This window comes from Sorangium sp. KYC3313, assembly GCF_052075895.1.
GTDB classification, from domain to species: Bacteria; Myxococcota_A; Polyangia; order Polyangiales; family Polyangiaceae; genus Sorangium; species Sorangium cellulosum_B.
Map to the genome: position 1 here is coordinate 3,998,109 of NZ_CP197255.1, position 15,826 is coordinate 4,013,934.

Genomic DNA, 15,826 nt, shown 5'->3' on the forward strand with positions numbered 1-15,826 from the left:
AGGATGGGGGGCACCAGCGCGCGAGTCGGGCGAACCACGCTGGCCAGCGTAGACACCCCGGGGCGCACGTCGTCGGAAAAGCTGCCAGCGCGGGAGCCCCGTGAGGGCCGAGCATTCCACCTCGCGCCAGCGGCCATCACGGCGCTGTGCGCGCGCGCTCTGCAATCGAACCGCACAGCCGAACTCAGCAGTTCGGTGAGCCCATCGCTCCCGCAACGGGCGCCGCAGCGCGGCCGTGCAGCCCGCCGCGGTTCGCCAGAACGCGCGTGCCACCGCTGTCGCATCTCCTCCTCTCTTCTGCTCCGCCAGTGCTCGACTCCACCCTCCCTCACGCTCACGCGCCGCGCAGGGCCGCCGCCCGCGACGATCGGGCCTCCCGCCCGAGCCACGGCCCGTCCCCGAGCCCATTTACCCATTTGGGAAACGCTCCTGTTACCTTGGGCAGCGCTCCGCAGCGCACTGCGGGCGCAGGTTCGACGGCAGCGCCGGCGCGCCGGCCCCTTGCACCACCGCCAGCCGAGGTCCGGATCCACATGCAGCAGGACACGAAGAGCGCGCGCGTCTCGTTTCGTATCGACAACCTCGAAGCCGCGCTCGAGCAGGGGATCGACAACGAGGCGGCCGCGCTCGACGTGCTCGTTGCCGCGGCGGCCAAGGGGAGCCTGCACCCGGAGCTCTGGGCGAAGCTCCACGAGGCCTCCGCCCGCCACGACCGGTTCTCCGAGCTCGCGTTCGCCTACGAGCGCCTCGTCGGCGAGCGGCGGTTCGGGATGCTCCCGCAGGCCGCCCAGGCCGAGGTCCTCGTGCGCGCCGCCGAGTTCCTCGCCGACTCCTTCGGCGACCCCGGCGGCGCTCGCCCCTACCTCGAGCGGGCGCTCTCCGTGCTGCCCTCGCATCAGGAGGCGTTCTTCCGGCTCGAGCGCATCCTCCAGGAGGCGAACGAGCCGGCGAAGCTCGCGGACCTCTACGCCCTCGCGGCGGGCCACCGCGCGGACCGCGCCGAGCAGCTGTCGCTGCTCCGCCGTGCGTTCGAGCTCGCCGACGTCAACGGAAGCGGCGCGAGCGACGAGGAGCGCGCGATCAAGCTGCTCCAGCAGATCCTCAAGGTCGACCCCGGCGACGCCTCGGCGCGCTGGGAGCTCGAGGCGCGCTACGCGCGCGCCGGGCGACACCAGGAGATCGCGAGGATGCTCGAGCAGGCGCTCACCGCGGAGGCGCCGCCGCCCGATGCGCTCGAGATCCGCGCGCGGCTCATCGACCTCTACAGCGGTCCGCTCAAGGAGATCGAGCGGGGGCTGCCGCACGTCGAGGAGGTGCTCGCGCAGAACCCGGGCCACGAGGCCGCCCTCCGCGCCGGGGAGGCCCTGCTCGCGCGCAAGACCGTCCTCGTGCGCGCGGCCGCGGCGCTCGAGGCGGCCGGCGCGCGCCGCGGGGACGCCCTGGAGGCGGCGCGGATGATGGCCCTCCAGATCGAGAACCTGCGCGGGCCGCGCCGCGTCGAGGTGCAGAAGCGGCTCGTCGAGCTGCAGTTCCAGCGGCTCGGCGATCTCGCGTCGGCGTTCTCGCTGTCGGAGCAGATCCTCGCGGTCGACCCGTCCGACGAGGCGGTGCGCGAGCGCTTCGTCGCGCTCGCGTCGGCGCTCGACCGCCAGGCCGACGCGGCGCGCGTGCTCGTGCGCGCGTCGGCCGGCGCCAAGGACAAGCCGCTCAAGGCCCGCATCGCCGCCGAGCTCGGCGAGCTGTACGAGGGCCTCGGGGACGGCAGGAAGGCGCGCGCGTCGTTCCAGCAGGCGCTCGACGGCGAGCCCGACGACGCGGCCGCGCGGCGCGCCGCCCGCGGGCTCGCGAAGCTCTGCGAGCGCGAGCGCGACGCGCGCGGGCTCGCGGGCGCGCTCGAGCGGCTCGCCGAGGCCGAGCCGGAGGCCGATGCGCGCGAGGCCGCGGCGGAGCGGCTCGCGCGCCTCTACGAGGAGGAGCTCGGCGACGCCGCGGGCGCGATCGCGGCCTACCGCAGGCTCGCGGAGTCGGGCTCCTCGCGCGAGCCGGGCGCGCTCGCGGCGCTCGAGCGGCTGTACGAGGCCACCTCGGCGCACGAGGGCCTCGCGTGGGTCCTGGAGCGGCGCGCCGAGGCGGAGCCGGACCGCCGCGCGGCGCGGGAGCTCGCCTTCCGCGCGGCCGAGCTGCGCACCCGGCTCGCGGATCTGCCCGCCGCCGTCGCCGCCTGGCGCCGCTACCTCGCGGCGTTCGGGGCGTCGCGCGAGGCGCACGCGCGGCTCCTCCCGCTGCTCGAGCAGGAGCGGCGCTGGGCCGAGCTCGAGGCGCTCCTCGAGGCCGAGGCCGAGCTCGCGGCCGGGCAGGACCGCGCCTCGGTGCTCGCCCGGATCGGCGCGATCCGCATGGCGCGGCTCGACGATCCGGCCGGCGCGATCGCCGCGTACCGCCAGGCGCTCGCGCTCGATCCGGCCGAACGATCGAGCCGGCTCGCGGTCGAGAAGATGCTGGGCGCGCCCCCGGGCAACGGCGCCGCCGGCGCGGAGTCCTCCCCGTCGCGGCAGAGCTCCCACCTCCTGCTGACCGACGATCAGCGGCTCGCGGCCTGCGCGGTGCTGGAGCCGATCGCGCGCGCGGAGAAGGCGGCGCCGCTGCTCGTGCGCGTGCTCGAGACGAAGGCGGAGCTCGGGCCCGTCGTCTGGGCGCCGGGCGCGTCCGCGCCGACCCCGGCCGACGTGTCGGGCAGGCTCGCGGCGCTCGAGGAGGCGGCCTCCGTGGCCGAGCGCGAGCTCAGGGACCCGAAGAAGGCGCTCGATCTCTCGGCGCGCGGGCTCTCGCTCGCGACCGCGCACGCGCCGGAGAGGCTCGCGCGGTGGGTCGCCGAGGTCGAGCGGCTGACGGAGCACGGCAGCGAGTCCGCGCGCCGCGCGCCGGCGCTCGCGGGGGCGCTCGGGGATCGCGCGGTGGACAGCCCGGCGCTGTCGCACCTCGCGCGGCGCGCGGGCGAGGCGCTGCTCGCGAGCGGCGACGTGACGCAGGCGCTCGCTCTCTACCGCCGCGCGCTCGCGTTCGAGCCGTCGTCGCTCGATCTCATCGCGCGCGTCGACGCGCTCCTGCGCGAGCAGGGCAGCCCCGAGGAGCGGCTCGCGCTCTACCGCGAGGCGCTCGCGCAGCCGTGCGCGCCCGCGCGGCGGCGCGAGCTCCTGCACGCGATCGGCACCATCCAGCGCCGCGACGTCGGCGACCTCGCCGGGGCGGTCGCGACGTACCGCGCGGCCATCGAGGACGACGCGGGCGACGACGCGGCGTACGAGGCGCTGCTCGAGACGTACGCGGCGGGCGGGGCGTGGGGCGCGCTCTACGGCGCGCTGGCCGAGCGGCTCCCGGGCGTGGCGCCCGACGCGCGTGTCGCCCACGAGCTGCGCATGGCCGACGCGGCCGCGAGGGGCGGGGAGGTCCCGAGCGCGGTCGCGCACTACCGCGCGATCCTCTCGGGCGGCGCGGCGCTCGACGGCGCCGCGCTCTCCGCGATGGAGGCGCTGGCGCTGTCCGCGGGCGACCCGGCGCTGCTCCGCGAGGTGCTCGAGCGGCGCGTCGCCGCCGCGGGGGATCCCCAGGACGAGGCGCTCTGGCTGGAGCGCCTCGGCGAGCTCGCGGCGTTCGGCATCCGCGCGCCCGACGCCGCGCGCGCGGCGGACGCCCCGGCGGCGCAGGCCGCTCCGGGCGACCTCGACGCCGCGGTGACGGCCTGGCAGCGCGCCGCCGGGCTCGCCGAGGGGCCGCTCGCGGATCCGGAGCGGGCGCAGCGGCTCTACGAGCGGGTGCTCTCCGTCGCGCCGAAGCACCGCGACGCCGCCGCCCGCCTCGCGGCGCTCTACCGCGGGCAGGGGGCCTGGGCCCGGCTCGCGGCCGTCTGCGAGGTCCTGCTCGAGACGGCGGCGTCCGACGACGAGGCGCTCGCCGCGCTCGCCGCGCTCGAGGACGCGGCGATCCGGGCGCGCGCGACGTCGCGCTTCGTCGACGCCGCGCTCGATCTCCGCGATCGCATGAGGGCCGGGGGGGAGGGGAGCGCGGCCGCCGGCAAGGCGGCGGCGCGGGTCCGGGCGATCGAGGCGGCGCTCGCGCGCGTGCTCGCCGCCGATCCCGAGCGGCAGGACGACGCCGCGTCCGTCTACCGGCGCCTGCTCTCGCCGCAGGACGACGGCGACGCCGCGCTGGGCGCGCTCGACGCCGCCGCGCTGGAGGCGTTCCGCGCGTTCCTCGCGCAGAGCCCCGACACGCTCGCGCGCCGCGTGGACCGGCGCTGGCTCTTCACGCTCCTCATGGAGCGCGGGCACGAGGGCGAGCGCCCGAGGGCGCTCTCCGCGTGGGCCGCATGGGAAGAGGAGATCGGCAACCGCGCGGCGGCCGCGGCGCTCTACGCCCGGCTGCTCGAGGTGGATCCCGAGAACGACGACGCGCTCGCGGCGCGGGGGCGCCTCCTCGCCGAGGTGGGCGATCACGAGGGCGCGGCGGAGGTGCTCGCGGCGCGCCGCGACCGGAGCCAGGGCAGCGCGCGCGTCGCGCTCGACGTCGAGCTCGCGACGCTCCTCTTCGAGCGGCTGGATCGGCCGGCGGACGCGCTCGACGCGGTCGCGCCCGCGATCGAGGCCGGGACGATCGAGCCCGCGGTGATCGAGATCGTGCAGCGCGCGCTCGGGCGCCCCGAGACGCAGGCGCGCGCGGCGCTCCTCCTCGAGCGCGCGTGCGACGCGCTCGACGACCCCGAGGCGCGCGTCGCGCTGCTGGAGGCGCTCCTCGCGAGCTCGCCGGCGGACGCCGCGCCGGGCGCCCCGCTCGACGCGGGCAGCCTCGCGGCCGCGCAGCGCGCCGCCGTCCGCCGCGGCTGGTTCGAGCGCCTGCTCGATCACCACGACCACGACGCGCCGCGCGGCCTCGACGCCGCCCTGCGCGCGGTCTCCGAGCTGCCGGGCGAGCTCGCCCTCTGGGATCGGCTCGAGGAGCTCGGCCGCCGGGCGAAGCAGCCCGAGCGCGTCGCGGCCGCGCACGCCGCGGCGCTCGACGCGGGCGCCGCGCTCCCGCCCGACATCGCCGAGGAGATCGGCCGGCGCGCCGTCGAGCACCACGAGGAGTGGTTCGACGCGCCGGAGGCCGCCCTCGCGCTGCTCCGCCGGCTCGTCGAGCTCGTGCCTGGCTCGCTCTGGGGCTTCGAGCGGCTGAAGCTCGCCTACAACGCGGCCGAGCGCTGGGAGGACCTCTTCGCGCTCTACGACGTGATGCTCGAGCGCGCCTCGGCGGCCGACGAGCGCGTCTTCCTCCTGGAGGACGCCGCGGCCGTCGCGCGCGACCTCGCCGGCGACGGCGAGCGCACGATGCGCTACCTCGAGCAGCTCCTCCCGCTCCAGGACGACGCGCGCACCCGCGCCGCGCTCGAGCGGCTCTACGAGCGGCACGGCAGGCACCGCCCGCTCATCGATCTCCTGTCGGCCGAGCTGCCGAGGCTCTCCGGCGACGCCGCGGATCGGCTCCGCGAGCGCGTCGCGCTCCTCTGGATCGACGGGGTCGGCGACGCCGCGTCGGCGCTCCCCGTGGTCGAGCAGCTCCTCGACGCGCCCCCGGCGCCGCGCGCCGCCCGCGCGGCGCCGCGCCCCGTCGACGCCTTCGCGCTGCTCGAGCGGATCCTCGGGGCGCTGCCGCCCGAGCAGGCGCTCGCCGGCGAGGCCGGCGCGCTCGATGCGCGCGCGGCGCGGCAGCGGTCGGCCGCGCTGCTCGCGAAGCACCACCGCGAGGAGGCGAGGCCCACGGACCTCGTGCGCGTGCTCGAGATCCAGCTCGAGGGCGCCGACGCCGGCGATCGCCCGGCGCTGCTGCGCGAGATCGTGCGGCTCCGCCGCGACGCCCTCGGCGACGAGCCAGGCGCGTTCGCGCGGCTCGCCGAGCTCGTCGAGCTCAGGCCGTCGGAGGCCGCCGATCGCGCGGAGCTCGCCGAGCTCGCCGAGCGCCTCGGCCGGCACGACCGCCTCGCCGAGGTCCTCGCCGCGGCCGAGCCGCGCGCCGGCGACGCGCGGCAGGCGCTCTCGCTCGTGCGCGACGCCGCGCTCCTCCGCCGCGACCGGCTCGGCGACGCCGACGGGGCGATCGCGCTCTTCCGCCGGCTCTTCTCGCTCGCCGAGGCGAGCGGCGACGGGGAGGCCGCGCGGGACGCCGCCCGCGCGCTCGATCGGCTCTTCGCTGAGGGCGATCGCGTCGCCGAGCGGTGCGACGTGCTCGACACGCTCGCCGCGATCGAGACGGACCCGGCGGCGCGACGCGAGGCCCTCGGCGAGCTCGCGCGGCTCGCCTCCTCGCGGCTCGGCGACGAGGCCCGGGCGATCGCGGCGTACTCGGCGCGCCTCGTCGACGACCGCCAGGATCTCGCGGCGCTCGACGGCCTCGCGGCGCTCCTCGAGGAGGGCGGGCGGTACCGCGAGCTCGCGGCCGTGCTGGAGCGCCGCGCGGCCGTGCGCGGCGGCGCGGGCGGCCGGCGCGATCTCGGGCGCGTCGCGCGGCTCTTCGAGCGCGAGCTCGGCGACGCCGACGAGGCCATCGCCACCTGGCGCCGCATCCGCGAGGAGCTCGCGCCCGACCCGGAGAGCGGCGACGCGCTGGCCGCGCTCTACACGCGCGCGGAGCGCTGGGGCGACCTCGTCGCGCTGCTCGAGGTCGAGGCGTCCGCGGCCGGCGCGCTCCCCGGCGGGGCGGGCGCGGCGCGCAGCGTGGAGCTCTTCCAGCGCCTCGGCGACACGCACCGCGATCGCACGCTCGCGTGGGAGCTCGCCGTGAAGGGCTACCGCCGCGCGCACGAGGCCGAGCGGGACGCGCGCCGCGCGGGCGTCGAGGGCTTTGGCGGGGAGGGCGAGTGGGGGGCGGCCGAAGGGGGCGAGCGGGACGCGCGCCCGCCCGCGCCGCGCGCGGGGCTCGAGGAGCTGCTCCGCCGCATCGACCCGGCGTCGGCCGAGCACCGCGGCGCGCTGGTCGCCGCCGTCGGCGCGTTGCTCGAGATCTGCGCCGACGCGGACGACTGGCGCGGCCAGATCGCGCTGCTCGAGCCGCGGCTCGCCGCGGCCGGGACGGACGCCGAGCGGGTCGCCATCCTGAAGGCCTCCGCGGCGCTCCTCGAGGAGCGAGGCGACGACCGGGAGGGCGCCTTCGAGCTCGCCTTCCGCGCGTTCCTCCTGTCGCCCGGCGCCGAGCCGCCCGAGGGGCTCCTGCGGCTCACGGACCTCGCGGGCCGCTGGCACACAATCGCCGACGCGCTGCCCGACCTCGAGCGCCGCGGCGACGTCCCCGCCGCCACGCTCCGCGACCTCACGGCCCGCGTGGGCCGCTGGCACCGCGACGCGCGCGCCGACGAGGACGCCGCCGAGCGCGCGTTCGAGCGCGCGCTCCTCCACGACCCGGCGAACCGCGCGATCCTGCTCGATCTCGCGGAGCTCCTGCGGCGGCGGCGCGGGCCCTCGCTCGTCCCGACGCTGCTCCGGCTCGCCGCGGCGACCGGGCACGACCTCGCCCTCTACCGCGAGGCCGTGGAGGCGGCGCGCGACGCGGGCGACGCGGCGCGGGCCCGCGCGATCGCGGCGGAGCTCCTCGAGATCGCCGTGCAGCGCCTCGCCGACAAGGAGGAGCAGCCCCCTGGGCCCGGCGCGTGGCCGGCCTCGCGCGCCGCCCTCTGGGCGATCGACGCGCTCGTCGGCATGCTCGCGGGCGCGGGCGACAGGCCGCAGGTCGTCGCGCTGTGCCGGCGCGGCGCCGCGCTCCCGTTCGCGTCGAGCGAGCGGCGCCGGCTGCTGCGCGTCGCCGCCGAGGCGGCGGAGCCCGGCGAGGCGATCGCCCTCTACGGCGGGCTGTTCGCGGACGATCCGACGGACGAATCGGTCGGCGAGAGCCTCGCCGCGCTGCTCCGCGCGGCCGGGCGGCGCGAGGAGCTCGTGCGCCTGCGCGAGCTGCAGATCGAGGTCTCTGGCGATCTCGATCGCCGCGTCGCGCTCCGCTACGACGCCGCGGAGCTCCTCGCGGACGCCACGCGCGCGTCCGAGGCGATCGCGCTGCTCCGCCGGAACCTCGCGGAGAGCCCGGGGCACGGCCCGTCGATCGACAGGCTCGCCGCGCTCCTCGAGGCGGGCGGGCTGCACCGCGAGCTCATGCTGCTCCGCGAGGAGCAGGCGGCCGCGCGCGGGTCGGCGGGCGCCGGCACGGCGGCCGCCGAGCTCTGGCTCCAGGCGGCGTCCCTCGCCGAGCACGAGCTCAACGAGCCCGAGCGCGCCATCGCCAGCTACCGCCGCGCCGCGGACATCGGGTCCGTCGAGGCGCTCGACGCCCTCGCCCGGCTGCTCGCGCGCCGGGGCGAGCACGCGGCCGCCGCCGAGGCGCTCGAGCGGCTCTGCGCCGGCGCGGCGCCTGAGGAGCTGCACCAGGCGGCGCTCCGCCTCGCGGACGCGCACCTCGCCGCCGGCGGGCCCGATCGCGCCCGCGCCGCCCTGGAGCGAGCGCTGCCCCGCGCCGCGCAGCCCGCGCCGCTGCGCGAGCGGCTCGCGTACCTCTACCGCGCGTCGGGCGCGTGGAGCGCCCTGGCCGCGCTCATCGCGGGCGACGCCGCGCGCGCCGACGAGGCGCCGGCCCGGCTCTCGCTCCTCCGCGAGGCCGCTGACCTCTACCTCACGCGCGGCGGCTCGCCCGCCGCCGCGATCCCGCTGTTCGACGAGGCCATCGCGCTCGCGCCGGACGACCTCTCGCTGCGCCTCGCGCGGAGCCGCGCCCTCTCCGCCGCCGGCAGGTCCGACGACGCGACCGCGGCCCTGCGCGGGATCATCGCCGACTTCGGCACCCGCCGCCCCAAGGAGCGCGCGTTCGTCCACTACGAGCTCGCCCGCGTCGCGCTCGCCACGGGCGATCGCGCCCGCGCGATGGCGGAGTTCGACCTCGCGCTGCGCGTCGACCCCGCGCACCCCGACGCGCTCCACGGCCTCGCCGGCCTCGCCCTCGAGGACGGCCAGCTCGAGCGCGCGCACCGCGCCTACCGCGCGCTGCTGCTCGTCGCGCGCCGGCCCCGCGACGAGGGCGAGGGGCTCGTCGGCGCGCGGCGCAGCACGATGCCGCCGACGCGCTCCAGCGTGGTCCTCCCGTCGGGGACCTCGTTCAGCCGGGCCGAGGTCCTGCTCGCGCTCGGCGAGATCGCGCGCCGGCAGGGGGCGCCCGACCGCGAGGCGGAGTACGTCGAGTCCGCCTTCGAGGCGGCGCGGGAGAGCGACGCCGAGCACGAGAAGCTCCTCGCCGCGCTGCGCGCCCGCGGGCGCCACGACCTGCTCGCGCGCGCCCTCGAGGCGCGGCTCGCCGGCCCTGCCGAGGGGCCCGCCGAGGACGCCGCCGCGGCGCTCGGCGAGCTCGCGTCGCTCTACGAAGGCCCGCTCGATCGCCCGGAGCTCGCGCTCTCGGCCCGCCTCCGGGCCCTCGATCTCACGCCGGGCGCCGGCGCCGCGCACGACGCCGCCCTCGAGCTCGCGCGCCGCTCGGGCCAGACGCAGCGCTACCTCGACCTCGTCGAGCGGCTCGTCGCCCGGGCCGCCTCCGAGCCGTACGAGGTCGCGCTCCTGCTCCGCTTCGGCCGCGCCCTCGAGCTCTCGCCGGCCGATCAGGAGCGCGCCGCGGCCGTCTACCGCCGCGCGGAGGCGAAGATCGCGGCCGGCGCGCCGCCCGCGGGCCGCGACGCGGGCGCCGACATCGAGCAGCTGTGGAGCTCGCTCGAGGCCATCTACGCGCGCCTCGGCGATCGCGCCGCGCAGGCGGACGCCCTCCGCAAGCGCATCGGCCTCGCCGACGCCCCGGCCGCCCCCGCGGGCGGCGCGGATCGCGCCGGGCCGCGGTACCGCCTGGCCGCGCTGCTCGCGGCGGACGCGGCGGACGTCGATCAGGCGATCTCGCTCCTCGAAGAGGCGCTCGACCTCCACGCCGATCCGGACCTGGCCGAGGCGATCCTGCGCGACGCGCTCCGCACCGATCCGAGGAACCCGCGCGCGATCCGCCTCTTCGAGCGCCTCGCCCGGCAGGGCGGGCGGCCGCGCGCCCTCGTGGACGCGCTGCTGCTCCTCGCCGAGGTCGAGGGCCCCGGGGTCCTCGAGGAGGCCGTCCGCACCGCCCGCGCGCTCGGCGATCGCGGGCTGGCCGAGTCGATCCTGCTGCGCATCGTCGGCTCGGAAGCGCGGTCTTCGTCCGGTCCGTCCGGTTCGTCCGATTCGTCCGATCCGTCCGGCTCCGCGTGGGCGCTCGTCGCGCTCGCGGAGCTCCGCGAGGAGGCCGGCGATCTCGCGGCCGCCGCGTCGCTCTGCGAGCGCGCCGCGCGCGCCTCGGCGCCCGAGGAGGAGCGCGCGCTGCTCCTGCACGCCGCGGAGCTCGCCGCCGGCCCGCTCGCCGACCTCTCCCGCGCCGCGCGCCTCTACGAGGAGCTCCGCGCCCGCGAGCCCGCCGAGCGCGAGATCTGGACGCCCCTCGCCGGCGTGTACCGGCGGAGCGGCGACGCCGCGCGCCTCTCCGCGCTGCTCGAGGAGACGGCGCCCCTCGTCGACGATCTCTCCGAGCGCTGCGCGCTGCGCCTCGAGCGCGCGCGCCTGCTCGCGCGGGAGTCGCCGGAGGAGGCGGCGGTCCTGCTCCGCGACATCCTCGACGAGGATCCGACCCAGGTGGAGGCCGCCATCCTCCTCGCCACGATGCTCGAGGAGGCCGGCCGCACCGACGAGCTCGGCGAGCTCTTCGCGCTGCAGCTCGACGCCGCCAAGGATCGCGCGGACGTCGCCTCGATCGCGTCGATCTCGATGCGCCTCGGCGCCCTCCTCGAGCAGCGCGGCGACGATCGCGGCGCGCGCGACGTCTACCTCGGGGCCGCGGACTGGGACGGCGCGAACCGCGACGTGCTCCGCGCGCTCGTGCGCCTCAGCCGGAAGCGCGACAACGCCGACGACCTCGTCGACGGGCTCGAGAAGCTCCTGCGCACCGAGCAGGGCGGCGAGGCGGCCCAGCTCGCCCTGGAGCTCTCCGAGCTGCACGGCGCGCGCGGCGACGACGCCGCGGCGGAGGCCGCCCTCAAGGCCGGGTACGCCGTCTGCCCCGCGAACGACCGGCTCCGCGAGGAGCTCGCGTCGCGCTACGCGGCCCGCGAGGCCTGGCACGCCCTCGCCGAGCTCCACGTGCTCACGGCGCACGGCGCGGACGGCGACGAGGCGCGCGTCGAGTCGCTCTGCCGCGCCGCCGAGATCCTCCGCGATCGCGCGGGCGACGCCGCGGCGGCGGCCGAGCTCCTCGAGCGCGCCCTCCGCGTCGCGCCCGGGGATCGCGACGTCTTGATCGCGCTCATCGACGCGTGCGGCGCGGTCTCCGACCACGCCCGCGCGGCCCGCGCGCTCACGGCGACGCTCGAGGCGAGCCCGGACGACCCGTGGCTCCTCCGCGCGCGGGCCGAGGTCCACGGCGCGCTCGGCCAGGGCGACCGCGCCCTCGCCGATCTCGAGCGCGCCTACGCGCTCGGCGGCGCCGAGTACGCCGCCGAGCTCGTCGCCGGGCTCGAGCGGGCGCTCGCGCGCGCGGCGGCGCGGTCCGCCGACGCCGAGGCCGCGGGCGCGCCCAGCGAGGCCGCGGCGGGGGCGGCGGGCGCCGCCTCGCCGCGCGCGCTCCGGCTGCGCCTCGCCGAGATCCTCGCGCGCTCGAGCGACGTCGAGCGCGCGCGCGCCCACCTCGGCGATCTGCTCCACGCCGACTCCAAGGACCGCGCCGCGCTCAAGGCGCTCGCCGGCCTCGAGGAGTCCGCCGCGCGGTGGGACGCCGCGAGCGCCGTCTACCGCAGGCTCATCGCGCTCGAGGAGGGCGACGCCCTCGTCGCCACGGCGCTCCTCCTGGCCGGCGCCTGCGCGCGCGCGGGCCACCTGGGCGACGCCCGCGGCGGGCTCGAGCGCGCGCTCCGCGCCGCGCCGGGCAATCCCGAGATCCGCGACCGCCTGCGCGCGCTCTACGCCGAGATCGGCGCGAACCGCGAGCTCGCCGCCATCACGCTCGAGGACGCCGCCGCGGCGTCCGACGTGGCCGGCCGATTTACGCTCCTCGTCGCCGCCGGCCGCCTGCTGCTCGACGCCGGCGACGCCGCGCAAGCGGCCGCGGCGCTCCGGGAGGCGCGCTCCCTGCGCCCCGAGGAGAGCGAGGTCGCCCTCCTGCTCGTCGACGCGCTGAGCGCCGCGGGCGACTCGAGGGAGGCGCGCGCGGTCACCGCCGAGCTCATCGTGGCTGCCAAGGGGCGCCGCTCACGGCACCTCGGCGCCGTCTACCACCGCGTCGCGCGGATCGAGGACGCCGAGGGGAATCTGCACGAGTCGCTCACGGCGCTCACGAGGGCGCTCGAGAACGATCCTCAGAACGGCGAGATCGCCATGGAGCTCGGCGAGAGCGCGCTCGGGCTGGGGGAGGAGGACATCGCCGCGCGCGCTTACCGCGCGGTCACCCTGATGAAGATTTCCCCCGAGCCCGGCGAGGGAGGCACGACGCCCGCCGCGCGGGCGCTCGCCTATTACCACCTCGGGGCGATGGCGCTCGCGGCCGGCGACCGCCGGAAAGCGCGCCTGATGCTCGACAAGTCCGTCTCGGAGGACGGCTCGCTCGAGGCGGCCCGGGCGCTGCTCGACGAGCTGCGCGCCGGCTGAGGGCCTGTCCCGCGCGTCTCCGCGGGTATGCCCGGGTCGCGGCGGCCGCCTCCGCGGCCGCCCCAGGCGGCGCGCGCAGGGGCGTGGAGCGCGCAAAACCGCGCGACTCCAGGCGTTTTTTGACGCTCTCCGGCCCGCTACGGCGCCGCGCCGCCGCCCTTCCCGGCGGCTGGTTGCCCCTCTGGCGCACCGCTCCGGCGCGGTCTTTCAGGGGTCCGCGCGATGCCCCGTCTCAGAAATCGCTATTTCTCCCCGCATTTTTGTCTTTTTTTGTCCTGTGTCGTGTGTAAGGTTCACTGAGGCTGTGCGCGACGAGGTGTCGCGCGCGAGCTCATGTCCGAGGAGAGTGCCATGGCAAGTAAGAAGACGGCCGGGGGCGGCGCGAAGAAGACGTTGAGCAAGAGCGGCCTGATCCAGGCCATCACCGAAGCTGCCGGTGATGAGCTGAGCCGCAAGCAGGTCAAGAACGTTCTCGAGTCCCTCATCACGATCGGTCATCGCGAGCTGAAGAAGTCGGGCGTGTTCACGCTGCCCGGCTTCGCGAAGTTCCGGGTGGTCAAGCGCCCTGCGACGAAGGCGCGCCAGGGGATCAACCCGTTTACCAAGCAGCCGATGACCTTCGCCGCGAAGCCGGCGAGCAAGTCGGTCCGCGCTCGGCCGATCAAGGCCATCAAGGACGCGCTCCTGTAGGCTTACGGGATCTCCCAGCGGAGCGCAGGGCGGCCACGGCGACGTGGCCGTTCTTGCTCCATGGCCTCGGCGCGCCATCGCCGGGGCGGCGGAAGGGCGCCCAGCGCGGGGCAGGGTGGGGCAGGACGGGGCAAGGGCAGGGTGGGGCAAGGCGGCCCGCGCGGCGCGCCGGCGACGCGCCGCCGCCGGGGGCCGGGCGGCTCGATGCCGCCGCCCCCGCCGCGAGGTCAGCTCACTTCTTGCGGCTGTAGGCCTGCGCCGCCACCGGTCCCGAGCCGGTGCGCGCCTTGACTACCAGCTTGGCCGTCGCCGCGATGGGGAACGGCCATTGGTAGCAGCTCTGCTTGGCTCCGATGGCGGCAGTCGGGCCGGTGTCCGAGTCGACAGCGAGCACCGGTTTCAGGTTGAACGCTGCGAGCCCTGGCTGTCCTCCGGCGTTCAGGTCGAGCTCCAGCTGGATGTCCACCTCGGTGACGGTGGGGAGCGCCTGCGCCAGGAACGTGTAGCAATTGCCCGGCTGGAGCATGAAGGTCTGCCCAGAGGCCGTCTGTCCCTCGGGCACCACGCTGCAGACGGGCGCCCCTTCCGGCTGCATCTTCGGCGCCTCGCCGGCGGCGCGGCCCTGGAACATGGTGGTCATCGCGAGCGACTGGACTCCATCGCAGGGCGCCGCCGTGGGCACCGCGACCGGGGGCAAGCCGGCGTCCGGGGGCGGCACGGACGCTGTCGGCTGCGGGGGCGGCGTCGTCCCCGCGTCCGGGGCGTCGTCCGCGAACTCCGGCTCCTTGCTGCTGCCGCCGCAGCCCAGCGCTGCCACCGACAGCGCCAGGAGCACTGCTGAACCCAACGACCTACCCGTCACCGTCATCTGCGGCCTCCTCGCGCACAGCCTTGCCGCACGCCGCGGCCCCTCGTTGGGATAGCTGTGCTCGCGGCGCTCATACACCCGCCAGGGGGCGGGGGCTATGCGCGAGCGTCTTGCGCCGCTGCGCCGCCGGCGCAAGCCTGCAGGCAAGCCGGCGCGGGCGTTCGACCTCTCGCGCCGTCGCGCCGCTCAGCCGCCGGACTCGCCCACGAACTCGCGCAGGATGCACATGCGCGCAATGAGCAGCGCCTCGGGTCGGATCGCCTGATCGAGGTACGCGGCGGAGTTCGCCTCCACCAGCGACTCGCGCAGCATCCCCTGCTCCAGGAACGTGACCGCGCGTCCGAGGTGCAGCCGCGCCCTGTCGGCCGCGAGCCCCATGCCAGCGCTCGCCAGCATTTCTCGTTCCAGGAACCACCTAGCAAACTCTCCGGGACGATCGAGCTTCGCTCGGGAGCCGTGGTCGGTCATGCCGTAGGCTACCTCACTTTTTAACCTGGGCCAGCCGCGCCTGGCCGCAATAACCCGGGAAATCATGGCAGAAACAGCATCAATCCGTCGGATGGGCGCGATGAAAGCGAGGGCGTGCCACGTCCAAGTCGACATCCGGCGGACGGACCTGGAGCTCGGTTGAGCGGGCTTCGGGGGGCGCGCCGGGGAGCTCCCTGCGAGCGACCCGTTGCGTCGCGAGCCCGTCAGTGAGATTGAACGCGGCGTTCTGCCGGAAATTCGAGGAGGTTCTTTTGCTCCGTACGATTGGCGTCCTGTCCGCCCTGGTCCTCACCGCCGCCCTCGCTGCTGGTTGTCAACAGCGGGAGGCGTCCACGCCGCCGAGCTACGCGAACCAGCCCCCGCCCGGCTACTACCAGCAGCCCGGGTATCAGCAGCCCGGCTACCAGCAGCCTGGGTATCAGCAGCCCGGCTACCAGCAGCCCGGCTACCAGCAGCCGGGGTACCAGCCTGCCCCGACGCAGCCTGCCCCGACGCAGCCCGCCCCCACGCAGCCTGCCCCGACGACGACGCAGCCTGCCCCGACGGCGCAGCCTGGCGGCTTTCCCTGGCCGTTCCCGCTCCCGGGCCAGCAGACCGGCGGGCAGCAGCCTGCCCCGAGCGGCGGTAGCAGCTCCGGCAGCGCGTCGGCGATCGATCCGAACCTCGCCTCCGCCGCGACGATCCCGCTGAACAACCTCGCTGCGACCGAGGCGCCCGGCATGACGAAGGAGGGAGGGCCGATCGCGGGGCAGTTCAGCGCCGGACAGACCCTCGAGCAGCCGATCCAGCTGATGCCCGGCAAGTGCTACACGATCGTCGGCGTCGGCGCGGGCATCACCGAGCTCGACATCAGCCTCGTCGCGCTGACCCCGATCCCGATGGGCTCGTCGGTGCTGGCGCAGGACAACTCGAGCGGCGCGAACGCCGCGCTCGGCGGTCGGGGCAACTGCTATCGCTGGTCGCTCCCCGTCGGCATCAACGCCAAGTACATCGTGAAGGCCACCTCCGGCTCGGGCGTCGCCGCCGCGCAGCTTTACGTGAAGTGACGCCGCCAGGACGCCGAGGACGCCAG

Annotated in this window: 5 protein-coding genes; 3 read left to right on the top strand and 2 right to left on the bottom strand. The window is 77.1% G+C overall.

The genetic code is table 11. From position 1 onward, the window contains the following. Positions 1 to 533: 533 nt before the first annotated feature. Positions 534 to 12,707 carry a tetratricopeptide repeat protein gene (locus ACSRUE_RS15585; RefSeq protein WP_441291685.1) on the top strand — a complete coding sequence of 4,058 codons (12,174 nt, stop codon included), beginning with the start codon at positions 534 to 536 and terminating at the stop codon, positions 12,705 to 12,707. Between the two features lie 351 nt (positions 12,708 to 13,058). Next, a complete protein-coding gene (locus ACSRUE_RS15590) occupies positions 13,059 to 13,397 on the top strand; it encodes an HU family DNA-binding protein (RefSeq protein ID WP_012239209.1) in 339 nt (112 codons plus the stop codon). Between the two features lie 232 nt (positions 13,398 to 13,629). Here the strand turns inward: ACSRUE_RS15590 and ACSRUE_RS15595 are convergent, their stop codons facing one another. Together ACSRUE_RS15595 and ACSRUE_RS15600 are read right to left on the bottom strand one after the other, a co-directional pair. Continuing rightward, entirely contained in the window at positions 13,630 to 14,265 is a 636-nt protein-coding gene (locus ACSRUE_RS15595; protein ID WP_441291686.1) for a hypothetical protein, read from the bottom strand. 186 nt (positions 14,266 to 14,451) lie between these two features. Then, complete coding sequence (locus ACSRUE_RS15600; RefSeq protein WP_231864381.1) at positions 14,452 to 14,661, bottom strand: hypothetical protein; 210 nt, start codon at positions 14,659 to 14,661, stop codon at positions 14,452 to 14,454. Between the two features lie 344 nt (positions 14,662 to 15,005). Between ACSRUE_RS15600 and ACSRUE_RS15605 the strand changes: the two genes are divergently transcribed. Then, complete coding sequence (locus tag ACSRUE_RS15605) at positions 15,006 to 15,800, top strand: hypothetical protein (RefSeq protein WP_441291687.1); 795 nt, start codon at positions 15,006 to 15,008, stop codon at positions 15,798 to 15,800. Positions 15,801 to 15,826 lie beyond the last annotated feature (26 nt).